Genomic DNA, 21,162 nt, shown 5'->3' on the forward strand with positions numbered 1-21,162 from the left:
CAACGACAATTTACGTAACACATGACCAAACGGAAGCAATGACAATGGCTTCTCGTCTCGTTGTGATGAAAGATGGTATTATCCAGCAGGTTGGTACACCAAAAGAAGTATATGAAAAACCTGAGAATGTATTTGTAGGCGGGTTTATTGGTTCTCCTGCTATGAACTTCTTAACAGGAACATTAAAAGACGGAAAGGTTCAAATAGGCGATTCTCTTCTCGCAGTTCCAGAAGGCAAATTGAAAATACTTCGTGAGCAAGGATATTTAAATAAACAAATTATTTTAGGTATCCGTCCTGAAGATTTCCATGATGAGCCTGTATTTATTGAATCTTCACCTGGCACAAAAGTTACAATTAAAGTCGATGTATCCGAGTTAATGGGTGCTGAAACCATGCTTTATTCTAAACTTGGCGGACAAGATTTTGTAGCGCGCGTGGATTCTAGAACAGATATTAAACCTCTTCAATCTCTAGACTTAGCATTAGATATGAACAAAGCGCATTTCTTTGATGCAGAATCAGAACAGCGCATCCGTGCTGAGCACGAATAAAAAAAGACCTCTAGGGGTCTTTTTTTATTCCTGTATTTGCTTCAATTCTTCACTATGACAATTAGAACAGTAAAAGAGATGAATACATTGATGATTTGCTAAATCACTAGGATAACCATTTTCCACTTTTAACTGATCGATTTCCATATAAGCACTGTAATCATCAAAATAGTCGCTGACTTTTCCCATATCCCCCAGCACTCCTCCACATGTTTTGCACGTCATTTGCACATCACTAAACCCATTACATAAGGAACAAATCGACATCCGCGCACCTCGCTTTACCTGATCAGTATGTACCTATAATATGTAATATGCACAGAATAAAACTCTCTTACTCTTTATAAAACTTTATATGAATTTTCTATAAATTACCAAAATTTTCTATGTATATGTTTTTTACCTTTCGCCATAATACTAGTAACAACCGAGCACAACAGCTCGCAAACATTGAGTTACGCCGCGGTAGGCAAGCAGATATAACGATGCATCTGCTCTGCTGGTTCAACTCCAGCTAACTCAACCATTACAATCTATTTTATCTAACGAGGAGATGAATACACATGGCAAATTATCAAAATGCATCAAACAGAAATTCATCAAACAAGTTAGTAGAGCCTGGTGCTCAAGCTGCTATCGATCAAATGAAGTTCGAAATCGCTAGTGAGTTTGGTGTAAACTTAGGACCAGATGCAACAGCTCGTGCGAACGGATCTATTGGTGGCGAAATCACAAAACGTTTAGTACAATTAGCTGAGCAAAACCTAGGCGGCAAGTACTAATATTAACTAATTTCATATTATGACTTTAGCGCTCCAAGACCTCTTGGAGCGCTTTCTAGTTTCTTTTAATCAGCTTCCTCTTTCGTATTCGTAAACGATTTTACCGAAACTTTGCGAATACGTCGATTTTCCACCTCGTTAACGGTAAATAGTATCTCTTCATATGAAAAAAAGTCTCCTTTAGCAGGAATATGATCAAACTGTTCATATATCCATCCCCCTAAGGTATGACACGTACTGTCAGGAGAACTAACCGCTACATAGGTTAAAAATTCATCAATGGGGATGTCGGCGTTAAATTCGTACTCCTCTTCCCCTACCTGCTGTACATACTTAACAGCTTCGTCATGTTCATCCCAAATCTCCCCTACAATTTCTTCTAATATATCCTCTAAGGTAACAAGACCGGCCGTTCCACCAAACTCGTCAACTACAATTGCCATGTGCACCTTACTTTTTTGAAGTTCTGGCAATAGAACAGATATTTTCATGGATTCTACCACGAAAATAGGTTGTCTTAACAAGTCTCGAATAGAAATCTCTTTTCCTTGGACTAAACGGGTTAAAAATTCTCTTTCTGATAAAATGCCAATAATATTATCAATATGATTTTCGTATACAGGAACTCTCGAATATCTCTCTTCAAGAAACATTTGACAAACTGAATCAATATCGGCATTTACGTCAACAGCTGTGACATCAATTCTAGGTTTTAAGATTTGCCCTACCACAATGTCATTAAAATTGAGTGAGCGATGAACTAGCTCTTTTTCAATATTATTAATCGTTCCTTCTTCTTCGCTTAAATCTACCATCACTTTAATTTCATCTTCTGTAATCGTTGGTGTAGGAGCAGACGCTAATAAGTGAGAAGCTCCTTTTTTCACCTGTAAAAACAAGAAGGATATTGGGGTTAATAATTTAATAATAATAAATAACAATGATGAAATCATCAGCGCAAAAGATTCGGCATGCTCTTTAGCTAGCGATTTTGGCAAGACTTCACCAAAAATCAAAATGATGATGGTCATAACAATGATACTAATCACAAGTGCTAGGTTTCCTTTAAATACATCGAGGGCAATTTTAGCCGCCAAAGAGGACGCAGCAATGTTCACGACAACATTTCCTACTAAAATCGTCGATAGCGCCTGCTCAAAGTGTTCAGCAATGTGCAGCGCTTTTTTACTTCCTCGATGCTTTTTCTCAGCGTAATGTTTTAAACGAATTTTGTTTACGCTCGAAAAGGCTGTCTCAGCAGATGAAAAGAAAGCTGATAACATAAGCAACACGACTAATATCATCATTTGATTCAGAGGCAAGTCTCCCAAAAGACATTCACTCTCCTGTTTTTTGATTTTTCTGTCTTTTTATCATATCAAATTTTGTTGTTGTTGAATATTTTATTCATCAACTTTGTATTACTCTATGCTACGCATGCTTTTTATTATGAATAAGTATGCAGATTGTATATCCTAAAGAATAGATACTATCTTTTAAGGAGGAGTGTGACCAATGAAAATTTTACTTTTAGGCTCTACAGGACGAGTTGGGCAGTCTTTATTAAAAATGATGCTAAAAGATGAAAACGACGTTACTGTACTTGTGAGAGAGCGAAATAAGCTAAAGATTAGTCATCCAAACCTACATATCTTACAAGGCGACGTACTTCATCAAGAAAATATCAACTTTGCCCTCAAGAACCAAGACATTGTAGTCAGTGCGTTAAATACAGATGGTGCTGAAACGATTTCAAAAAGTATGCCGCTTATTATAAAAAGCATGAAGCATTACGGCGTTCATCGTATTCTTACTATTGGAACTGCAGGTATCTTACAATCACGAACAGAACCAGAAAAGTATCGTTTTCAATCAAATGAATCAAAGCGTAAAACGACCAGAGCAGCAGAAGATCATTTAAAAGGATACTTAAGTTTGAAGGAAAGTGATCTAAACTGGACTGTGATATGCCCAACATACTTGCCTGACGGTGAAATAACAGGTACGTACCGAGTGGAGAAAGATATTTTACCAGCTGATGCCGTTAAAATTTCAACGGGAGATACCGCTCACTTTACCTACCATGAGATATGGGCTCAAAAATTCCCCAAATGCCGCGTTGGAATTGCTTATTGAAAAATACGGAGAACTTCTCGTTTTCAATACGAGAAGTTCTACATCCAAAAGATACCAATGATAGCTAATCCACCTAGAACAAAACCCCCTATTTGACCAACGAGAGCCGGTGTCCAAACGGGTTTTCCTTTTTCTTTTTCCAACGAGCTGATATCAAGCTTCATTTGATAAATTTCTTCTTTTAAATCTTCAATCTGGCCGTGAAGCACTTGAATCTGACGTTCTTGGTCATTCATCCACTATCTTCCCTTCACTTTTTTATTTTTATCATATGCGTAAAAAAGTTAAAGCTTTACTTTTCGGCAGCACTTTTTCTAAGTGCTAAAAACCCCCTTTCCCCAGCTTTAGGATAAAAAACTTTTTCCTTCTCATAATAAGAAAGAATATAGTCTTTAGTCACTGTTGAAAGGAGAACATGATGATAAAACTTGTATTGATTCGGCATGGGCAAAGCGTATGGAACCTTGAAAACAAATTTACAGGCTGGACGGATGTAGACCTTTCCAAAAATGGATTGCAAGAAGCGCGAGAAGCTGGAAAAGTATTAAAGAAAAACGAGTATGTGTTTGATATTGCTTATACTTCTGTTCTAAAACGATCCATTCGCACTCTGTGGATTATCTTACATCAAATGGACTTCATGTGGATTCCTGTATACAAGTCTTGGAGGTTGAATGAACGACACTACGGAGCTCTTCAAGGTTTGAACAAAGAAGAAACCGCAAAAAAATTCGGCGAAGAGCAAGTACATTTGTGGAGAAGATCGATGAACGAACGCCCTCCTGCTTTAGAGACAAGAGATATTCGCTATGAAGCTTCCAATCCGAAATATAAGGACTTAAGTAAGGAGCAATTTCCTGTGACTGAAAACTTAGCTGATACAGAAAAGCGGGTCCTTGAATACTGGGACGAAATCATTGCTCCTTCTATTAAAGCTGGCAAAAAAGTTATCATCTCCGCTCACGGCAATACGATTAGAGCTCTAATGCAGTATTTAGATAACATTTCTCCTGACGGCATTGCGAACTTAAATATTCCGACAAGCGTGCCGCTTGTTTATGAGCTTGATGAAAATTTAAAGCCTATTAGACATTATTATTTAGGCATCGACGGAGAGATTCCTACACATATTCCTTCTTCATAAAAAACGTGCCTAGATTGTAGGCACGTTTCCTTTATGAAGAACGAAAGTGTTTTCTATACGCCCAATGATTAGTAGGACCGTGTCCGGAACCAATTTCAAGCGTATGCTTTATTGCATAGTGAACAAAATTCGAAGCGGTTTGGACTGCTTCAACCACGCTTTTGTTTTTCGCTAGTTCAGCAGTAACGCAAGCGGCAAACGTGCATCCCGTTCCGTGCGTATGCTTTGTATTTACCTTTTCATGCTTGATTTCAACATACTCATGACCATCATACACTAAATCAATCATCTCTTGATGTGATTGGTCATGTCCTCCTTTAATTACCACATGCTTTACACCTAGCTCATGCAGCTGTTTGGCCGCTTCTTTTCTGTCTTCAAGCGTGTGAATTTCTTTACCTGTGATAACTTCCGCCTCTGGTATGTTTGGCGTAATGACTTCACAAAGAGGCAATAATTCTTTTAGAGCCTGTACAGCTTCTCTTTGAAGAAGAGACTGTCCACCTTTTGCAATCATAACAGGATCGACTACAACGTTTTGCAGTCCGTATTGTTTGATTTTACGAGCCACTGCGTAAATAATATCAGCACTGAATAACATGCCTGTCTTAACTGCATTAGGAAATAAGTCAGTCGCAATTGAATCCAACTGCGTTTCGACTGCTTCTACTTCTAACGGGTAAACTCCTTGCACACCGACTGTATTTTGTGCAGTGACAGCTGTAATCACAGACATTCCAAAAACGCCACGCTCTTGAAATGTTTTTAAATCAGCTTGAATGCCTGCTCCTCCACCGCTGTCTGATCCAGCAATGGTTAATGCTTTTGGTACTGTCATGCTTGAAACCTCCATCTCTTTCTTATCCAATATACCGATGATAAAGCGACTTTGCCTCTACTATATCATTTGTTCCATGGACAAAGACTCGCCCATCTTGAAACATAACTAAACGGTAATCATCTACATAAAAAGAAAGCAGATACGGATTTTGTTCAATTTTATATCCTCTTTCTGTTAATCGTTCACCTAAAGACTGCAGCGGCTGCTTGGCTGATTTGCCCGGACGGATCTGCACCGTGTTCCTTCCGCATAGCACAGCTGTTTTCGTTTGATTTTCATATTGTAAAAAGGGATATGTTTGTTCGCTACCGCATGAGCGGCAAGCTGATTTTCGAAAGGCGTTCACATTGATGCTCGTATACTCATTTTTCCATACATCAAACGAAACAAGTTCTCTCCTGAGTGCCCCCCAGTCTCCCACTAATATTTTTAACACTTCTGTTACTTGATGAGCGACTACCATTTGCACAGCAGGACTAATAATTCCCACTGTATCACAAGTTAATCCTCCAAGCGGAACAGATTCAAGTAAACAGGATAAACACGGTGTTTCACTCGGTATGATGGTATAACTAATGCCATAACTTCCTACACACGCTCCGTAAATCCAAGGAATATTATATTTTTGCGATAAATCATTCATTACAAGACGCGTGTCAAAATTATCGGTTGCATCAATCAGAACATCTACCCCCTCAATGAGCTGCTCCAAAACTTGAGGGGTGCCGTCTGCTACGTGCGCTTCTACTTTTACATCATGATTAATGTCATGAAGTCGTTTTTTAGCGGCAATTGCTTTTGGGATTCTTTTATCAGCATCTTTTTCACTATATAATTGTTGCCGCTGAAGGTTGCTCCACTCTACATAGTCTCGGTCAATGAGGGTTATTTTCTTCACACCCGCTCGTACAAGAGCCTCGGCATTCCCTGTTCCAAGAGCACCTGCTCCTACAATTAGAACATGCTTTTCTTGAATTTGCTGCTGTCCGCCTTTTCCGATAGGTTGAAACAATTCTTGGCGGGAATAACGATTAATCAACCGATACTCATCCCTTCTGTTGGGCTGCTTGCCGTTGCATATTGTTTCTTTTCAATGCGTCCTGCTTCAAATGCTGCTCGTCCTGCTTCAATCGCTAGTTTCATAGCACGAGCCATTTTCACAGGATCTTTTGCTCCTGAAACAGCTGTATTTAATAACACGCCATCTGCTCCTAGCTCCATAGCTTGAGCTGCATCTGAAGCCGTTCCAATACCTGCATCTACAATCACTGGCACATTTGATTGTTCAATAATAAAACGCATGTTCAACGGGTTAACAATACCTTGACCTGAACCGATAGGCGAAGCTCCTGGCATAATGGCATGTACGCCTAACTCTTCCAAACGGCGCGCAAGTAAAACATCATCCGATGTGTAAGGTAGAACAGTAAAGCCTTCTTTTAACAGTTCTTCACTGGCTTTTAATGTTTCAACTGGATCAGGAAGCAGCGTTTTATCACATCCAATTACTTCTACTTTCACCATATCACAAAGTCCAGACGCCTTTGCTAATTTAGCAATACGTACCGCCTCTTCTGCATTTTTTGCTCCGGCAGTATTAGGCAATAGAGTGAAACGCTTCACATCAAGCGCTTCTAGTAAATTAGGCTGATTTTGATCAAAAATATCCATTCTTCTAACGGCAAATGTTAAAATTTCTGTTTCCGACTCTTCTACCGCTTGACGCTGAGTCGTAAAGTCCGGAAACTTCCCTGTTCCTAATAATAAACGTGAATTAAATGTATATTGTCCAATTTTTAACATACTCTTCATCCTCCTCCGACAAATGAAACAACTTCTAATGTATCTCCATCTTTTAAGCCTGCATCGCTATGTTCTTCTTTTTGCAAAATGTTCTTGTTTAACTCAACAATTACAACTCGCTCATGCAGGTTCTGAGCCTGTAACAGGTGTTCGACGGTTTCAATTTCATCTCCCACAGTGACAGTCTTACCATTAATAATTAGATTCAATGAACTCCCTCCATTGCTCTTGTTAGCTGAAATGATGTAAAAAATGAATGATTCGGACTTTTCCCTAACAAAGCATCAGCCATAATTTTTCCAGTTGCAGCACTTAATAAAATACCGTTTCGGTAGTGGCCAAACGCCATGTGTAGATTCGCTATTTCAGGATGCTCTCCTAGATAAGGCCAACCATCATTTGTTTGTGGCCGAAGACCTGCCCATGCTTTTTCAAATGTTGCTTCTTTGATAGCCGGCAGGAGCGTAACGGCTTTATTTAGTAAAAATTGAATACCTTGTGCAGAAACCGTCTTGGTAAAATCGTGCTGTAGCTTAGTTGCCCCGATTACAATTCTTCCGCCCGCTTTAGGCACTAAATAAAAACCTTCATCTAAAAAAATCGTCTTAGAAAGCAGCGGCTTATGACTTTGAAGAGCAATACACTCTCCTTTCACAGGAAACACATGGCCTAAATGTTCAGAAGAAATAAAGCGTTTAGCCCATGAGCCTGCTGCAATAACGACTTTTTCTCCATAAAAAAAGCCTTTAGACGTCTTCACACCTTTTACTGCTTCATTTTCCATGATAAGAGAATGAACGTCACAGTATTCAAATACATCTGCTCCATGATACAAGGCTCCATGAGCAAGAGCTTGTGTTAACTTAGCTGGAGCTAGCTGACCGTCTCCCGGTATAGTAATTGCTCCGTGTATGTCTGGAGAGAGCCCCGGTTCTAACAAGCGCGCTTCATTTACATCAATCCATCTTACATGTTCATCCCATCGATGATGCTGAGCGGCTTTTTTCTTTAATACATGTGCATCTTCTTCCGTTACAGCGACTTTTAATAAGCCTTTTTGAATAAGCTCTACGTCGATGGCCGTTTTTTCTTTTAATTCCTTAACCAGTTCAGGAAACATGCTTCTGCTTCTAATAGCTAAGTCTAAAAGAGGGCCTTCTTCATCAATTTCAGCTTGAGCGCCTAAAATACCAGCGGCTGCACTTGAAGCTTCACACCCGATTTGATTGCGCTCAAGAATGGCTACTGACGCTCCTTGTTTTGACAAATGATAAGCGATAGAAGAGCTGATTATGCCTCCTCCGACTAGCAGTACATCATAATGCTGCTTCATTTTCTCCACCTCCAGATGGCCATATGTGAGAATATTGTTTGATTGCTTTGAGCGGATCTTGCGCAAGCATGACGCCAGACATCACGGCTATACCGTGTGCTCCTGTTTGAAGCACCTCTTTGGCATTTGCAGGTGTAATTCCTCCAATGGCAATAACCGGTATCCTCACGGCGTCTACTACTTCTTTTAGTGCCGCTATCCCTCGACTTTTTAATCCTTTTTTTGAATGAGTTGAATAAATATGTCCGTATAGAATATAGTGAGCACCCTCTTTTTCAGCTTCTAGTGCTTCTTCCACAGAGTGAACTGATTTTCCGACCATAAGAGAAGAAAATGCGTCTATAACAAACGAAACGTCTAAGCTATGATAGGCAAGCTGTACTCCCTTTGCTTTTAAAGCATATGCTACATCAACTCGGTCATTTACAATAATTTTAGAGTGACAAAATGGCAGACTTTCTAGCAAACATTGAATCTGCTTTGCCGTTTTCTGTTTTTCTCTAATATGAACAGCGCCCGCAAAAGGCTCGATAGCTGTTAAAATTTTCTGAAGCTCTTCGATTGACTGCTTATCTGTTGTAATGATATGAAATTTAGGAATATCCACATGATCGAAACCTTTCCATTCAGAATAAAGAGAAATTTCAATCACTTCATCTTGTGCAGAGGGCTTTATTACATATAAAAAAACCACTCTACAACGTAGAGTGGTTAGCATGCATTGTTATGTAAACATGATCGCCACTTCCCTACGCTGGTCCAAACCAGATCAGGTTCAAAGGGTCCGAAATACATTCGTCTCAGCTCCAAAGAGCTCCCCTAGTGATTGCTATTTATTAATTTTGTTTTTGCACTTAAAATTATAACACAATTAGATGTAAATACAATATCCCTTTGTGCTCTTACAGCTCTCTTCCTTTCATATATGTATTTTTTAAGCCTCTTTACGTAAGAGGCCCGACGCACCGCACCACTCTGCTTTTTATATGGTTAGTAATCAGTATAGTCCTCAAATTCTTCTTTGTCTTTTTCCTTTTTCCGATCCCATATAAACAGCAGGAGTAACGTAATAAAAGTTAGAATATAAAAACCGTAAAAAATAAACGCCGCCACAACATTTATAAATAAAAATAAAAAACCGATGATTTGACCTGCAATAGCCACAATCAACAAAATATATTTCCAAACTTCTGCTTTTCTATCCATTCTCTACTTCTCCGTCTTTTTGTTTTTCCCTACTAGAAACGTTCTCCTTAGTTAAATAAAAACGTTCCTGCCAGTAAACCGACTGTAAATAAACCAATTGTTCCAAATGCTGAAATCCCCACGTACGCCAACATTTTCCGATAAGATTTTTCTCGAATTAACTGCACGGTTTCCACACTAAACGTTGAAAAAGTGGTAAAGGCTCCAAAAAAGCCAATGCCAATTATTAAAAATATTGAGTCATCATAAGCATGACTCGGAACCTTTCCATAATAACTACCGTAAAAAAGCCCAAGCCCCAACGCACCGAGCAAGTTAACAAACAGCATTGATACTGGAAAAGGAGGATTTGAAACTATTTTTGTAACTTTTAACCCCAAAAGATAACGGCATATTCCTCCAGCCGCTCCACCAAGCGCCAAGCTCACTATGCTCATTTACTTCACCTCATGTACTTTCACTAAATTTTTCCCTGCCGCTTCACCGCATAGATAGCCTGCTAAAGCAAGAAGGATCCCACCTACTAAAGAGACAATGACGTAAATGGCTCCACCAAATACATGATGCTGAATGAGAGAAACGAAGTCTCCTGCAAACGTTGAATACGTAGTAAAACCACCACACACGCCAACGCCTAGCCCAAGCTTTATCCATTCTTTTGGCTGTTTCCATGTAAAAAATCCTGTTAATAGTCCTAGTATGAAGCTTCCTAATAGGTTTTCAATTACCGTTCCTATTGGATATCCCGTATATAATAAGGAAAGATTTAGCAAATAGCGTGCATATGTACCAGCGATAGCACCAAAGGCAATTGAGATTAAATTTATGACTTTCATCATATCGCTCCGTTTCATAAATTCTTCTTTAAGTGTACCATAAGGAATTTATTTCTACCTTAACATTTAACTATATGTTTATTGCACCAAAAGTCATGAAAAAATGAAAGAGAAAATCGTCACATGAAACTTCCTTTTCACTCCTCAAATATCCCTTAAAAATCCACTTAATCCAAATTTTTAAACCTTTCTGTATCCTTGTGCCAAACGTTGTATAGAAGGTATATTTCCCTTATTTTAAGTCACATTAATCGTATAAGTTTTTTTTATTGACTTTTGCTGTGTTCTTGTTTAGTATCACAGAGTATCATTTCCTATCAGAATACTAGGGGGTTTAGAAAATGAAGAAATTTGCTGCACTTTTGTCGCTGCTATTAGCTTTCACAGTTGTGCTTGCCGCATGCGGTTCTAGCTCAAAAAATGAAGCAAACAATGGAGACAATAAATCTTCACAAGAAGATTTATACGATAAAGTGAAAAAAGATGGTGTATTAACAATTGGAACTGAAGGTACATACCCTCCGTTCACTTTTCATGACGACAAACAAAAGCTAACTGGGTTTGATGTAGAATTGGCTCAAGAAGTAGCTAAGCGTCTTGGCGTAAAAGCTGAGTTCAAAGAAACACAGTGGGATGGCATGTTTGCTGGATTAGATGCTAAACGCTTTGACATGATTGCTAATGAAGTTGGCATTCGCGAAGATCGTCAAAAGAAATACGATTTCTCTGACCCATACATCCAGTCAGGCGCTGTATTAATTGTTCGTAAAGACGAAAAAGATATCAAATCATTTAAAGATTTAAAAGGAAAAAAATCTGCACAGTCATTAACAAGTAACTACAAAGATATGGCTCAATCTTACGGTGCAAATATTACGAGTGCTGAAGGTTTTGCTCAAGCGGTAGAACTAATGAGCGCAAACCGGGTCGATGCTACAATCAATGATAAATTATCATTCCTTGACTATAAGAAAAAGCATCCTAACGCACCTATCAAAATCGCGGATGAGAAATCCGATGGTGCTGCAAGCGGTTTTATGTTTAGAAAAGATAGCAGTAAGTTAGTGGATGAAGTAAATAAAGCATTAAAAGATATGAAAAAAGACGGAACATACGAGAAAATTTCCAAGAAATGGTTTGGCGAAGATGTTTCTCCTAAATAACATTATTCCTGATGGAGAGCGATTGAATCAATTGATTTCAATCGCTCAATCATCCCTCTTACCAATGCTAAAGGGAGCTATTCAATATTCTATTCCACTAACATTAATTACGTTTGTACTCGGTATTATTTTAGCTGTCTTAACAGCCTTAGCTCGTTTATCATCTATAAAAATTTTAAATATAATTGCGCGCATCTATGTATCGATTATTCGCGGTACACCGCTGCTTGTGCAATTATTTATTATTTTCTACGGATTACCGAACTTAGATATAACAATTGACCCATTTATCTCTGCTATTATTGGGTTTTCATTAAGTGTAGGTGCTTATGCATCTGAAATTATCCGGGCAGCGATTCAATCTATCCCTAAAGGGCAATGGGAAGCTGGTTACTCACTTGGTATGACTTATTCCCAAGCGTTAAGACGGATTATCTTACCGCAAGCAGCACGTGTATCAATTCCGCCATTATCTAACTCTTTTATTAGTCTTATTAAAGATACATCACTTGCATCGCTTATTCTTGTTTCTGAGATGTTCCGTAAAGCTCAAGAAATTGCTTCGACTAACTATGAGTTTTTACTTCTTTATAGTGAAGCAGCACTCTTATACTGGATTATGTGCACAATCTTATCCATTATCCAAGGACGCATTGAAATAAGACTAGATCGTTACGTATCTAAATAACCGTTTCAAGTAGCTAAAGGAGTTTTTCATATGATTAATATCAAAAATTTGCATAAATCATTCGGTGATTTGCAAGTATTAAAAGGGATTGATTTAGAAGTTGAACAAGGCAAGGTAATTGTACTAATCGGTCCTTCTGGATCTGGTAAAACCACTTTTTTACGTTGCTTAAATCTTTTAGAAATCCCAACAGACGGTACGATTGAACTTGATAAAAAAAGCATGAATTTCACCAAACCTGTTCGCAAAAAAGACATTATTTTATTTCGCAGTCTAACAGGTATGGTCTTTCAAAACTATAACTTGTTTCCTCATAAAAATGCGCTTGAAAACGTTATGGAAGGTCCCGTTATCGTAAAAGGTGTTTCCACTCAAGAAGCAGAAAAGAGAGGAAAAGAATTGTTAACACGCGTTGGTTTAGGCGATAAACTTGACTTTTACCCTTTTCAGCTATCAGGCGGACAACAACAGCGTGTTGGTATCGCCCGAGCAATGGCGATGGATCCAAAAGTTATGCTGTTTGATGAGCCTACTTCAGCTCTTGATCCTGAGCTTGTAGGAGATGTTCTTCAAGCAATGAAAGACCTAGCAAAAGAAGGAATGACAATGGTTGTGGTAACTCACGAAATGCGCTTTGCCCGTGAAGTAGCAGATGAAGTTATTTTTATGGATCAAGGCATCATTATAGAAAGAGGTACACCCGATCAAATATTCTCAAATCCTCAACAAGAGCGGACACGTCAATTCTTGAATATGATTCATTAAAAAGGTTGCACACTTTGATGTGCAACCTTTTTCTTTATTTTGCTACTGCTTTTTTCATCAAATTTGTAATGTACGTAAAGAATTCTTCAGCTGTGACATCATACACGACGTCTACAGGTCGTCCCTCTTGAGAAATTTCTGTTCTTCCTTGGCTCGGTGTTTTCGTATGTACAATACTTGAAACGGTTTTTACCTTCACAAGTGTTGAATTACCTGTAAATGCCGTTGTGAGTACATCCCACAAATAATAAGTTGAATTGGTTTCAACGTGTACAAGCGGCGGGCAAGCCGCATAGCACTGCCCTACAAAGTCTACTCCTTCATACCTTCGAAGTGAAGCCCACATTTGACGAATAGCCGGCGTTAATGGAACTTGATTCGTGCTTTCTAAAGCAACCATCTCAATTTTAATCCTGCTTTCCCATACTTTTGCTACAGCTTCTGGATCCCAAAAAGCATTCCACTCCGCCGTTCCATCATGTTCAGGCTCCTGCACATTTCCCATTTCTTGGAATGTACCGCCCATCCACACTAACTTGTCAATTTTCTCTTCTATTTCCGGCGCTTTTTCTAGTGCTCTTGCTAAATCAGTTAACGGTCCTGTAAATAATAAAGTCATCTTTCCGGGTGTATGCTGTAATGTTTCAATTAAATGATCGTGAGCAGGCAGCTGACTTATTTTTGTTTGCACTTCCCCTTTTTCATTTAGAATTGGCAGGGCATCTACATAAAATGTATGCATACGCCATTCTTTTGGAAATGGGTTCATACCGCGTGAAGTAGATTTGGCTACTTCGATATCATACCCTCCAAAGCGATCAATAATTTTTTGGCTTGCACTAATACCTGGCTCTAGATATCCGTCAGCAGGAATAACAGATACCCCTGTTACCTTTACATCCTCCATTTGCAACAGTAAAAAAAGTGATACTAAATCATCAATACCTGCATCATGGTTAAAATATACATTTGTGCTCATTTCCCTTCTCCTCTTTTCTATGCATTGCTAACTAATAGCTATACCACCATTTTATAATGAAATGATTCGTTTCGTAATCAAAGTATTATGAATTTCTCTTACTATTTTCTATAATGGGTATAGAAATAAGGTAATCTATGTATAGATATATACATCTCAATATAGAAAGGAGAAATAAAATGGAGCAATCATTTTCAGCATTAGTAGTAGACAAAAAAAGTGAAGACCAAGTGGAGGCGTTGGTCAAAGAACTAACGCTAAACGATCTGCCAGAAGGCGATGTACTTATTCGTGTTCATTATTCAGGGGTGAATTATAAAGATAGCTTAGCCAGCATCGCAAACGGCAATATTGTGACAAGCTATCCGTTTGTCCCAGGAATCGACCTGGCAGGAGTCGTTGTATCTTCTGACAGCCCTGATTTTAAAGAAGGAGATCGTGTCATCGCAACAAGCTATGACATTGGGGTATCACACTTTGGAGGCTATAGTGCGTATGCGCGCATACGCAGTGAATGGATTGTCCCTCTTCCTGAAAATTTGACGTTAAAAGAAGCAATGATTATCGGAACAGCGGGCTTTACGGCTGCTTTATCTGTACACCGATTAGAGGAAAACCATATTAGTCCAGCTAACGGCTCTGTGCTTGTAACAGGCGCTACGGGTGGCGTAGGAAGCTTTGCGGTTGCCATCCTTTCAAAATTAGGCTACACAGTGGAAGCAAGTACTGGAAAAAGCTCGGAAGCAGCTTATTTGAAAGAGCTTGGCGCTTCCTCGATTGTAGGACGCGAAGATATTTATAACGGCAAATTAAAAGCATTAGGCAAGCAAAAATGGGCGGCTGCAGTAGATCCTGTTGGCGGAGAGCCTTTAGCTTCTGTTCTCAGTCAAATTCAGTACGGAGGCTCTGTAGCGGTCAGCGGGCTAACAGCTGGAGGCAAAGTGCCAACAACCGTCTTTCCGTTCATTTTAAGAGGGGTTAATTTGTTAGGTATTGATTCTGTTTACTGCCCAATGCCAATTCGAAAAGAGATTTGGAATAGACTTGCTAATGACTTTAAGCCTAAAAACTTCGAACCTTTCATTCAGCAAGAAATTTCACTACAAGATCTCCCTGAGGTGCTCCCGACTTTACTAAAAGGACAAGCTCGAGGGCGAACAATTGTAAAGCTATAAAAAAACGGAGAAACTTAGGTTTCTCCGTTTTTTTCACGAACAGAAGCATATTATTATGCATCTATTTTTGCTATTAAATCCGTCACTAATTCTTTCATAGTCACATCAGCCAAGACTTGTTCCATAGCATCTTGAGAACGTTTTAAAATCAATTCAAGTACACTTTGAATATTGGCTCCTACAGGACACTCAACATTAGGATTTTCATGCATTTGAAACAATTCTCCCTCTTCCACTGCCGCCACCGCTCGGTAAACGTCTAACAACGTTATCTCTTCTAAATCTTTCAATAGATAAGCTCCGCCAGCTCCGGCTTTTACGCCCACAAGTCCAGCTTTCTTTAACATCCCAATTACACGTCTTATGACAACAGGATTTGTATTTACACTACTAGCAATCCACTCTGAGGTACTAGGGTGACTGCTATCTACTTTAATTAAAGACAGTATGTGAACGGCCACGGTAAATCGGCTGCTAATTTTCATTGCTTTCACTCCCAGTTAGTTGTAATCATTATAGTTACAACATTTGTAAAAGTCAAGCAGACTCATTTAGGAAAGAATACCTTCTTCTACCGCCTCATAAAAACGCAGCGTTTTCTTGACTTTCATAGCTTCAGCTGGTGCTTGCGTTTTCTTTTTATTCACTTCTTTATGTTCGTTCACGTGTTCTTCTCTTGAAATCCACGCTTGAAAGAACTGTTTTTCTTCCCACTTGGATACAAAGACATATTCAACTTTATCCACCGAATCTTTTTTCCAGCATTCGAACGATAAATTTCCTTTGGCTGCCTCAATTTCTGCCTTATTTTTCTTAGCTTTTTGCTTGAGCTGGTCTTCAAATTGCTTTTCTGTTTCAAAACTTGCGTTTACAACAAACATCTTATCTTCCTTTCTAAATGAAAATAATTCTCATTAAATTATTGCATAATAATTTTATTTTTTCAATTTATATGGATAATAAACTTTAGTACCACAAAAAGACCGCTATTTAAGCGGTCTTCTTTTCTACAAATGTTTTCTATGCACTGTTTTCCCATCATACGTAAAAGCGATTGGCTTGCCTTCCATTATAGTTTCTAAATGAACTGGTCGCCCCCAAAGCTGATGCACATATGGCACCACTTTTTCTAAGTATTTAACATCTAATTCAATTCCTTCATACCAGTGTTTTAAATAAAGCTCTCCATTTTTTAAATAGTCTCCATTTGTTACTGTGATGTAAGGAAAGCCACCGTTTACACGCATATTGACAAGCTGGTCTCTAACTTCCGTCCATTCTTTGTCTACGATTTTATAGTCTTTTCCTTGTTTTTGAAATAAGTACATATCTTCGCGCATGACTAAGTCTTTTGTTAAGTAATTGCGGATAAAGGAAATATCTGATTCAACTTCACGTACCTCAAACATCTTCTCTCTTCCCGAACCCGGCTCCACGCCCCGACGAATCATATCCTTTGTTGGAGTGTTGTATCGCTCCTCAATATCTTCAAAGATTTTTAATCCTAAATAATATGGATTGATTCCCGTCTTAGATGGCTGCACAACCCCTGCATTTAGCTTGGCGAATTCTATCGCTTCATCACTCGTTAAGTCCATTTCTCGAATAATGCGCTGATGCCAGAAAGAAGCCCAGCCTTCATTCATAATTTTTGTTTCAAGCTGCGGCCAAAAATAAAGCATTTCTTCTCGCATCATGGTTAAAATATCTCGCTGCCAATCCTCTAGATACGGACTGTATTCTTCGATAAATAATAAAATATCTTTTTCAGGTTGAGGTGGAAATTTTTTAAAAGACTTTGGAGGCTTTGGTTTTTTCTTTTCTTTATAATCCAAATTCCATAAATCATCATAAGGAGAAACAATTTCTTCTTCCGATGATTCCACATCATCTATGCTCCAAGAAAGCTTGGCGCGCATAAGAGACGGATCAATATGTTCCTGAATCGATAAGACAGCATCTAAAAACTTTTCTACTTCACGCTTACCGTGCTTTACTTCGTATTCTTTAATTCGATCAGCGGTCGCTGCCATACTTTCTACCATGTCACGTTTAGTATTGGCAAAACGACTGTTATTTTTAAAGAAGTCACAGTGAGCTAACACGTGAGCTACAATTAATTTATTCTGAATAAGCGCATTGGAATCCAATAAAAATGCATAGCAAGGATCTGAATTGATAACTAGTTCATAAATTTTACTTAATCCAAGATCGTAGTGTAATTTCATTTTATAAAATTGTTTTCCAAAGCTCCAATGTGAAAAACGAGTTGGCATCCCATATGCACCAAACGTATAAATAATATCTGCCGGGCAAATTTCATAGCGCATCGGATAAAAATCTAAACCGAACCCGCTAGCTATTTCCGTAATTTCATCAATCGCACGGTATAATTGCTTATAATCCGCTTCTTTCACGACAGCTCCCCCTTTCACTCCTTACTTCAATCTATGTACAAACATGTCAATTCATGTGTTTTCATCAAAAAGAAGCTTTATTTTTTCAAGAAAAGGGGATTTTTATTTAGTTGTCTTAAATAATGGATGTAATATGACGGTTACGCTGCATTACTCTTTGCCTTTCTTATCATTTATCCGGTGCTATACGCTTATTCTTCTTATATAACGACTACAGCCTCTTTTAATTATGCACTGGTCTTTCGCCCAACATTTACAGCGTAAGAATTCCCGCAAATATCATACACTAATTTCAACTCCTCAAAAGGAGGAACGTTATTAATGGATGTAATTGATTATGATCGAGCTTTATATTACACACACCGTTCACAATGGGATAACTTATTAATTTTAATGGTTCGAACAGACGACGATTTTCTTTCAAAAAAGATTGAACATTTTTTGCACGCCTACAATTTTGAACGAAACTACCGCATCATTCAAGAAGAGCTTTATTCTTTACTACGTTACATTGATCATGCAACGGAATATTCGGAGCACAACCCGGAACTCTTGGAAGAATCATTGTACTAGTATTTTTGATACACACACTTGGACAAAGAAGGGATGAATTCCCTTCTTTATTTTTTTATGTTGCACTAAAAATATACATGCTTCATTTCAGAAAACATCAAACGATATATGTAAACATATTAATTTTTATTGTTGACATAAAAATAGATTCGACGTACAATTTTCAATACATATGCTAAGATATTTCAGTACATACTGGGAGGAACATATATGAATACTAAAAGGTTTCGCACATTAGATTTAACACTAGCCGGTATGTTTGCAGCTCTTATGGCTATTGGTGCAAACATTACTTCCTGGGCACCTTTTTTACAAGTAGGCGGCGTGCCTCTTTCACTTCAGCCTTTTTTTGTTATATTAGCAGGACTTTTACTAGGGAGCCGAATGGGTTCTATTTCAATGATTGTATATGTATTAATTGGCATTGCTGGCGCTCCGGTATTTGCTCAGTTTAAAGCAGGAATTGGTATTTTGTTTGGAAGCACCGGGGGCTTTTTACTTTCTTATATTGTGGCGGCGTTTGTTACAGGAAAAATTATGGAAATGCGCGGTAAGCCAACTTTTTCTATCTTTTTAATTTCGTCGTTAGTTGGTATTACAGTGATTTACTTAATTGGTACTACGTATATGTATGTAGCCGTTAATTACTGGCTTGAAGCTCCTGCCATGACATATTCAGCCGCTTGGAAGATTATGTCGTGGTTTGCAGTAAAGGATCTTATTTTTACCGTTTTTGGGGCCATGCTTGCTCCGCGAATTTATAAAGCCATACAATCTTCTTCGTATTCGTCAAATACGCAATCAAATAAAGTATCATAAGAAAAGCCTGCTCAAATTTGAGCAGGCTTTTTTTTATACCGTTTTCACTTTGTCTAATACACGTTCTACCTCACCCATTACAGCTGTTTGTACAGCTTCTAAATGGGCAATACTCGTTGTTTCATCTTCTGACACGACGCCAAAATAGAACTTCACCTTTGGCTCTGTACCAGACGGACGAAGGCAGAACCAAGAACCGTCTTCTAAAATATATTTTAATACATTTGATTTTGGTAATGTAATCTCTTCTACTTTTCCTGCTTTAATATGCTGGCGCTCACTTAATGTATAATCCTCTACAACCGACACATTTAATCCTGCAATGTCAGTAGGAGGCTCATTTCTAAATGTAGCTAAAATATGCTGAATTTGCTTAGACCCTTCTTTTCCTTTAAGCGTTAAAGATTTCAGACCTTCACGATAAAAACCATACTTAGTAAACACTTCCTGAAGCGCTTCATACAATGTCATGCCCTGCTTTTTATAATAAGCGCAAGCTTCTACTGCTAGAATGGCTGCTTGTACAGCGTCTTTGTCACGAGCAAAATCACCAATTAAATAGCCATAGCTTTCTTCGTAACCAAATTGGAATGTATACTCACCCGTTTGCTCATATTGCTTAATTTTTTCACCAATAAATTTGAAACCTGTTAGGGTATCAACAACCTGCAGTCCAAATGAACGAGCAATTTGTGCGCCGATCTCTGACGTTACAATCGTTTTTAACACAACGCCATTAACAGGCAGCACGCCTTTTTCTTTCTTTTGAGAAAGCAAATAGTGAAGTAATAAAGCACCCGTTTGGTTTCCTGTCAATAACGCATATTCACCGCTTGGATCTTTGACAGCAATGCCTAAACGGTCTGCATCTGGATCTGTTGCAATTAAAATATCTGCATCAATTTCTTTTCCTTTACGAACAGCATACTCAAATGCAGCTGGCTCTTCAGGGTTCGGGGATTTAACCGTTGAGAAATTTGGATCAGGAAGTTCTTGTTCTTCAATAACCGTGACATTCTCGTAGCCGATTGATTGAAGCGCTTTGCGAACTGGCTTATTAGCTGTACCGTGCAGAGGTGTAAAAACTACCTTTAAGTCTTTGCCTGTTTCAGAAGCTAGCTCTGGATTAATTAAAATCGTTTTTAGTTTCTCATTGTATGCTTCGTCAATCGCTGAACCAATCATTTCAATAAGACCCTTTTCTTTTAGCTGCGCTTCAGATTGAACGGCTAATGTAAGCTCATTTTCTACAGCATTTACAAAACCAACTAATTCATCAGCTTCTTTTGGCGGCAGCTGACCCCCGTCTGGACCATATACTTTGTATCCGTTATATTCAGGAGGATTGTGACTCGCTGTAATAACAATACCTCCAAATGCGTTTAACTCACGCACCGCAAATGAAAGTTCAGGTGTTGGTCTTAGCTCTTCAAATACATACGTTTTAATTCCGTGACTTGCTAATGTTTTTGCTGCTTCCATCGCAAATTCAGGTGATTTGTGGCGAGAGTCATACGCAATGACTACGCCTTGCTTAATAGCTTCTTCGCCAGCTTGTTTGATATACTCAGCAAAGCCTTCGGAAGCTTTTCGGATTGTATACGTATTCATACGGTTTGTACCCGCTCCAATTTCTCCACGCATTCCGCCTGTTCCAAATTCCAATGTTTTGTAAAAACTATCTTCTAATTGTTTTTCATCACCTTTGATTGCATCTAAATTCTGACGCAATTCAGGATCTAAATTTGGGTGATTGATCCAAGATGTATACGTTTCTTTCCAACTCATAAAAAAAGCCCCCTTACATAAATGTAAATATGTATGAAAAGAGAAAAACGAATAATCGCCTTTCTCTTTTTTTAACAGTTATATTATATTTCTTCGTCAAAATTTGACTTCCTGCTATTATATTATGGCTGTATTGACAAATTTTGAGGTACTTTTTTAT

Annotated in this window: 27 protein-coding genes and 1 riboswitch; of the genes, 10 read left to right on the forward strand and 17 right to left on the reverse strand. The window is 38.4% G+C overall.

What is annotated here, in order from left to right; all coding sequences use genetic code 11:
- Positions 1 to 554 (forward strand): ABC transporter ATP-binding protein (locus tag ACLHDF_RS19245; protein WP_413920293.1); only part of this gene is annotated, 554 nt, incomplete at its 5' end.
- A 24-nt stretch (positions 555 to 578) separates the two neighbouring features.
- Here ACLHDF_RS19245 and ACLHDF_RS19250 read toward each other — a convergent pair.
- Entirely contained in the window at positions 579 to 821 is a 243-nt protein-coding gene (locus ACLHDF_RS19250; protein WP_413920294.1) for a hypothetical protein, read from the reverse strand.
- A gap of 296 nt (positions 822 to 1,117) precedes the next feature.
- Here ACLHDF_RS19250 and ACLHDF_RS19255 point away from each other — a divergent pair, with 296 nt between their 5' ends.
- Positions 1,118 to 1,336 (forward strand): small, acid-soluble spore protein, alpha/beta type, encoded by a 219-nt coding sequence (locus ACLHDF_RS19255; protein WP_413920295.1) that lies wholly within the window; start codon positions 1,118 to 1,120, stop codon positions 1,334 to 1,336.
- A 65-nt stretch (positions 1,337 to 1,401) separates the two neighbouring features.
- Here ACLHDF_RS19255 and ACLHDF_RS19260 read toward each other — a convergent pair whose 3' ends face one another.
- On the reverse strand, positions 1,402 to 2,667 hold the full coding sequence (locus ACLHDF_RS19260) for a hemolysin family protein (RefSeq protein WP_413920296.1): 1,266 nt from the start codon (positions 2,665 to 2,667) through the stop codon (positions 1,402 to 1,404).
- Positions 2,668 to 2,851: 184 nt separating this feature from the next.
- Here ACLHDF_RS19260 and ACLHDF_RS19265 point away from each other — a divergent pair, with 184 nt between their 5' ends.
- Positions 2,852 to 3,472, forward strand: a complete 621-nt coding sequence (locus ACLHDF_RS19265; protein ID WP_413920297.1) for an NAD(P)-dependent oxidoreductase — start codon at positions 2,852 to 2,854, stop codon at positions 3,470 to 3,472.
- A 38-nt stretch (positions 3,473 to 3,510) separates the two neighbouring features.
- On the opposite strand, the gene ACLHDF_RS19270 is transcribed toward ACLHDF_RS19265, so the two are convergent.
- Complete coding sequence (locus ACLHDF_RS19270; RefSeq protein WP_413920298.1) at positions 3,511 to 3,708, reverse strand: hypothetical protein; 198 nt, start codon at positions 3,706 to 3,708, stop codon at positions 3,511 to 3,513.
- A 182-nt stretch (positions 3,709 to 3,890) separates the two neighbouring features.
- On the opposite strand from ACLHDF_RS19270, the gene gpmA reads away from it, so the two are divergent.
- Positions 3,891 to 4,616: a 2,3-diphosphoglycerate-dependent phosphoglycerate mutase gene (gpmA, locus tag ACLHDF_RS19275; RefSeq protein WP_413920299.1), complete on the forward strand. Its 726-nt coding sequence runs from the start codon at positions 3,891 to 3,893 to the stop codon at positions 4,614 to 4,616.
- Between the two features lie 31 nt (positions 4,617 to 4,647).
- Here gpmA and thiD read toward each other — a convergent pair whose 3' ends face one another.
- The 9 genes from thiD to ACLHDF_RS19320 all read right to left on the reverse strand — a co-directional run bounded on the left by thiD (position 4,648) and on the right by ACLHDF_RS19320 (position 10,635).
- Positions 4,648 to 5,454: a bifunctional hydroxymethylpyrimidine kinase/phosphomethylpyrimidine kinase gene (gene thiD / locus ACLHDF_RS19280; RefSeq protein WP_413920300.1), complete on the reverse strand. Its 807-nt coding sequence runs from the start codon at positions 5,452 to 5,454 to the stop codon at positions 4,648 to 4,650.
- A gap of 22 nt (positions 5,455 to 5,476) precedes the next feature.
- A complete protein-coding gene (locus tag ACLHDF_RS19285; protein WP_413920301.1) occupies positions 5,477 to 6,496 on the reverse strand; it encodes a thiazole biosynthesis adenylyltransferase ThiF in 1,020 nt (339 codons plus the stop codon).
- Positions 6,493 to 7,260 (reverse strand): thiazole synthase, encoded by a 768-nt coding sequence (locus ACLHDF_RS19290; RefSeq protein WP_413920302.1) that lies wholly within the window; start codon positions 7,258 to 7,260, stop codon positions 6,493 to 6,495. Before ACLHDF_RS19290 ends, ACLHDF_RS19285 begins: the two co-directional genes overlap by 4 nt.
- Positions 7,261 to 7,265: 5 nt before the next feature.
- Positions 7,266 to 7,469: a sulfur carrier protein ThiS gene (gene thiS / locus ACLHDF_RS19295; RefSeq protein ID WP_413920303.1), complete on the reverse strand. Its 204-nt coding sequence runs from the start codon at positions 7,467 to 7,469 to the stop codon at positions 7,266 to 7,268.
- Positions 7,466 to 8,593, reverse strand: a complete 1,128-nt coding sequence (gene thiO / locus ACLHDF_RS19300) for a glycine oxidase ThiO (RefSeq protein ID WP_413920304.1) — start codon at positions 8,591 to 8,593, stop codon at positions 7,466 to 7,468. The genes thiS and thiO overlap by 4 nt, the downstream gene beginning before the upstream one ends.
- Positions 8,577 to 9,200 carry a thiamine phosphate synthase gene (locus ACLHDF_RS19305; RefSeq protein WP_413920305.1) on the reverse strand — a complete coding sequence of 208 codons (624 nt, stop codon included), beginning with the start codon at positions 9,198 to 9,200 and terminating at the stop codon, positions 8,577 to 8,579. The genes thiO and ACLHDF_RS19305 overlap by 17 nt, the downstream gene beginning before the upstream one ends.
- Before the next feature lie 122 nt (positions 9,201 to 9,322).
- A riboswitch (TPP riboswitch) is annotated at positions 9,323 to 9,424 on the reverse strand.
- 159 nt (positions 9,425 to 9,583) lie between these two features.
- On the reverse strand, positions 9,584 to 9,799 hold the full coding sequence (locus tag ACLHDF_RS19310) for a hypothetical protein (RefSeq protein WP_413920306.1): 216 nt from the start codon (positions 9,797 to 9,799) through the stop codon (positions 9,584 to 9,586).
- A 47-nt stretch (positions 9,800 to 9,846) separates the two neighbouring features.
- Positions 9,847 to 10,236 (reverse strand): fluoride efflux transporter CrcB, encoded by a 390-nt coding sequence (gene crcB / locus ACLHDF_RS19315; protein WP_413920307.1) that lies wholly within the window; start codon positions 10,234 to 10,236, stop codon positions 9,847 to 9,849.
- Positions 10,237 to 10,635 carry a fluoride efflux transporter FluC gene (locus ACLHDF_RS19320; RefSeq protein ID WP_413920308.1) on the reverse strand — a complete coding sequence of 133 codons (399 nt, stop codon included), beginning with the start codon at positions 10,633 to 10,635 and terminating at the stop codon, positions 10,237 to 10,239.
- 341 nt (positions 10,636 to 10,976) lie between these two features.
- On the opposite strand from ACLHDF_RS19320, the gene ACLHDF_RS19325 reads away from it, so the two are divergent.
- The 3 genes from ACLHDF_RS19325 to ACLHDF_RS19335 are packed head-to-tail and all read left to right on the forward strand — an operon-like array spanning position 10,977 to position 13,251.
- Positions 10,977 to 11,798: an amino acid ABC transporter substrate-binding protein gene (locus ACLHDF_RS19325; RefSeq protein ID WP_413920309.1), complete on the forward strand. Its 822-nt coding sequence runs from the start codon at positions 10,977 to 10,979 to the stop codon at positions 11,796 to 11,798.
- Entirely contained in the window at positions 11,782 to 12,486 is a 705-nt protein-coding gene (locus ACLHDF_RS19330; protein ID WP_251398943.1) for an amino acid ABC transporter permease, read from the forward strand. Before ACLHDF_RS19325 ends, ACLHDF_RS19330 begins: the two co-directional genes overlap by 17 nt.
- Positions 12,487 to 12,516: 30 nt before the next feature.
- On the forward strand, positions 12,517 to 13,251 hold the full coding sequence (locus ACLHDF_RS19335) for an amino acid ABC transporter ATP-binding protein (protein ID WP_413920310.1): 735 nt from the start codon (positions 12,517 to 12,519) through the stop codon (positions 13,249 to 13,251).
- A 34-nt stretch (positions 13,252 to 13,285) separates the two neighbouring features.
- On the opposite strand, the gene ACLHDF_RS19340 is transcribed toward ACLHDF_RS19335, so the two are convergent.
- Positions 13,286 to 14,230, reverse strand: coding sequence for a nucleoside hydrolase (locus ACLHDF_RS19340; RefSeq protein ID WP_413920311.1), 945 nt, complete (start codon positions 14,228 to 14,230; stop codon positions 13,286 to 13,288).
- Positions 14,231 to 14,409: 179 nt separating this feature from the next.
- On the opposite strand from ACLHDF_RS19340, the gene ACLHDF_RS19345 reads away from it, so the two are divergent.
- A complete protein-coding gene (locus tag ACLHDF_RS19345) occupies positions 14,410 to 15,405 on the forward strand; it encodes an NADPH:quinone oxidoreductase family protein (protein WP_413920312.1) in 996 nt (331 codons plus the stop codon).
- Between the two features lie 53 nt (positions 15,406 to 15,458).
- On the opposite strand, the gene ACLHDF_RS19350 is transcribed toward ACLHDF_RS19345, so the two are convergent.
- The 3 genes from ACLHDF_RS19350 to ACLHDF_RS19360 all read right to left on the reverse strand — a co-directional run bounded on the left by ACLHDF_RS19350 (position 15,459) and on the right by ACLHDF_RS19360 (position 17,822).
- Positions 15,459 to 15,890 (reverse strand): Rrf2 family transcriptional regulator, encoded by a 432-nt coding sequence (locus ACLHDF_RS19350; protein WP_013081642.1) that lies wholly within the window; start codon positions 15,888 to 15,890, stop codon positions 15,459 to 15,461.
- 66 nt (positions 15,891 to 15,956) lie between these two features.
- Complete coding sequence (locus ACLHDF_RS19355) at positions 15,957 to 16,286, reverse strand: antibiotic biosynthesis monooxygenase family protein (protein ID WP_413920313.1); 330 nt, start codon at positions 16,284 to 16,286, stop codon at positions 15,957 to 15,959.
- A gap of 126 nt (positions 16,287 to 16,412) precedes the next feature.
- Positions 16,413 to 17,822, reverse strand: coding sequence for a SpoVR family protein (locus tag ACLHDF_RS19360; protein WP_413920314.1), 1,410 nt, complete (start codon positions 17,820 to 17,822; stop codon positions 16,413 to 16,415).
- 321 nt (positions 17,823 to 18,143) lie between these two features.
- On the opposite strand from ACLHDF_RS19360, the gene ACLHDF_RS19365 reads away from it, so the two are divergent.
- Together ACLHDF_RS19365 and ACLHDF_RS19370 are read left to right on the forward strand one after the other, a co-directional pair.
- Positions 18,144 to 18,395 (forward strand): YhdB family protein, encoded by a 252-nt coding sequence (locus tag ACLHDF_RS19365; RefSeq protein ID WP_013055267.1) that lies wholly within the window; start codon positions 18,144 to 18,146, stop codon positions 18,393 to 18,395.
- A gap of 210 nt (positions 18,396 to 18,605) precedes the next feature.
- Entirely contained in the window at positions 18,606 to 19,214 is a 609-nt protein-coding gene (locus ACLHDF_RS19370; RefSeq protein WP_413920315.1) for a biotin transporter BioY, read from the forward strand.
- 33 nt (positions 19,215 to 19,247) lie between these two features.
- Here the strand turns inward: ACLHDF_RS19370 and ACLHDF_RS19375 are convergent, their stop codons facing one another.
- The gene (locus ACLHDF_RS19375; RefSeq protein WP_413920316.1) at positions 19,248 to 21,002 is read right to left on the reverse strand and encodes a phospho-sugar mutase; all 1,755 of its coding nucleotides are present in this window, start codon (positions 21,000 to 21,002) and stop codon (positions 19,248 to 19,250) included.
- Positions 21,003 to 21,162 lie beyond the last annotated feature (160 nt).

This window comes from Priestia megaterium (assembly GCF_046599315.1).
Taxonomy (GTDB): domain Bacteria; phylum Bacillota; class Bacilli; order Bacillales; family Bacillaceae_H; genus Priestia; species Priestia megaterium_F.

Bases quoted from the DNA above. Each gene is read 5' to 3' on its own strand.
- ACLHDF_RS19250 (WP_413920294.1), bottom strand. From the start codon at position 821: ATGTCGATTTGTTCCTTATGTAATGGGTTTAGTGATGTGCAAATGACG.
- ACLHDF_RS19255 (WP_413920295.1), top strand. From the start codon at position 1,118: ATGGCAAATTATCAAAATGCATCAAACAGAAATTCATCAAACAAGTTA.
- ACLHDF_RS19265 (WP_413920297.1), top strand. From the start codon at position 2,852: ATGAAAATTTTACTTTTAGGCTCTACAGGACGAGTTGGGCAGTCTTTA.
- ACLHDF_RS19270 (WP_413920298.1), bottom strand. From the start codon at position 3,708: ATGAATGACCAAGAACGTCAGATTCAAGTGCTTCACGGCCAGATTGAA.
- gpmA (WP_413920299.1), top strand. From the start codon at position 3,891: ATGATAAAACTTGTATTGATTCGGCATGGGCAAAGCGTATGGAACCTT.
- thiD (WP_413920300.1), bottom strand. From the start codon at position 5,454: ATGACAGTACCAAAAGCATTAACCATTGCTGGATCAGACAGCGGTGGA.
- ACLHDF_RS19290 (WP_413920302.1), bottom strand. From the start codon at position 7,260: ATGTTAAAAATTGGACAATATACATTTAATTCACGTTTATTATTAGGA.
- thiO (WP_413920304.1), bottom strand. From the start codon at position 8,593: ATGAAGCAGCATTATGATGTACTGCTAGTCGGAGGAGGCATAATCAGC.
- ACLHDF_RS19310 (WP_413920306.1), bottom strand. From the start codon at position 9,799: ATGGATAGAAAAGCAGAAGTTTGGAAATATATTTTGTTGATTGTGGCT.
- crcB (WP_413920307.1), bottom strand. From the start codon at position 10,236: ATGAGCATAGTGAGCTTGGCGCTTGGTGGAGCGGCTGGAGGAATATGC.
- ACLHDF_RS19320 (WP_413920308.1), bottom strand. From the start codon at position 10,635: ATGAAAGTCATAAATTTAATCTCAATTGCCTTTGGTGCTATCGCTGGT.
- ACLHDF_RS19325 (WP_413920309.1), top strand. From the start codon at position 10,977: ATGAAGAAATTTGCTGCACTTTTGTCGCTGCTATTAGCTTTCACAGTT.
- ACLHDF_RS19330 (WP_251398943.1), top strand. From the start codon at position 11,782: ATGTTTCTCCTAAATAACATTATTCCTGATGGAGAGCGATTGAATCAA.
- ACLHDF_RS19335 (WP_413920310.1), top strand. From the start codon at position 12,517: ATGATTAATATCAAAAATTTGCATAAATCATTCGGTGATTTGCAAGTA.
- ACLHDF_RS19340 (WP_413920311.1), bottom strand. From the start codon at position 14,230: ATGAGCACAAATGTATATTTTAACCATGATGCAGGTATTGATGATTTA.
- ACLHDF_RS19345 (WP_413920312.1), top strand. From the start codon at position 14,410: ATGGAGCAATCATTTTCAGCATTAGTAGTAGACAAAAAAAGTGAAGAC.
- ACLHDF_RS19350 (WP_013081642.1), bottom strand. From the start codon at position 15,890: ATGAAAATTAGCAGCCGATTTACCGTGGCCGTTCACATACTGTCTTTA.
- ACLHDF_RS19355 (WP_413920313.1), bottom strand. From the start codon at position 16,286: ATGTTTGTTGTAAACGCAAGTTTTGAAACAGAAAAGCAATTTGAAGAC.
- ACLHDF_RS19365 (WP_013055267.1), top strand. From the start codon at position 18,144: ATGGATGTAATTGATTATGATCGAGCTTTATATTACACACACCGTTCA.
- ACLHDF_RS19370 (WP_413920315.1), top strand. From the start codon at position 18,606: ATGAATACTAAAAGGTTTCGCACATTAGATTTAACACTAGCCGGTATG.
- ACLHDF_RS19375 (WP_413920316.1), bottom strand. From the start codon at position 21,002: ATGAGTTGGAAAGAAACGTATACATCTTGGATCAATCACCCAAATTTA.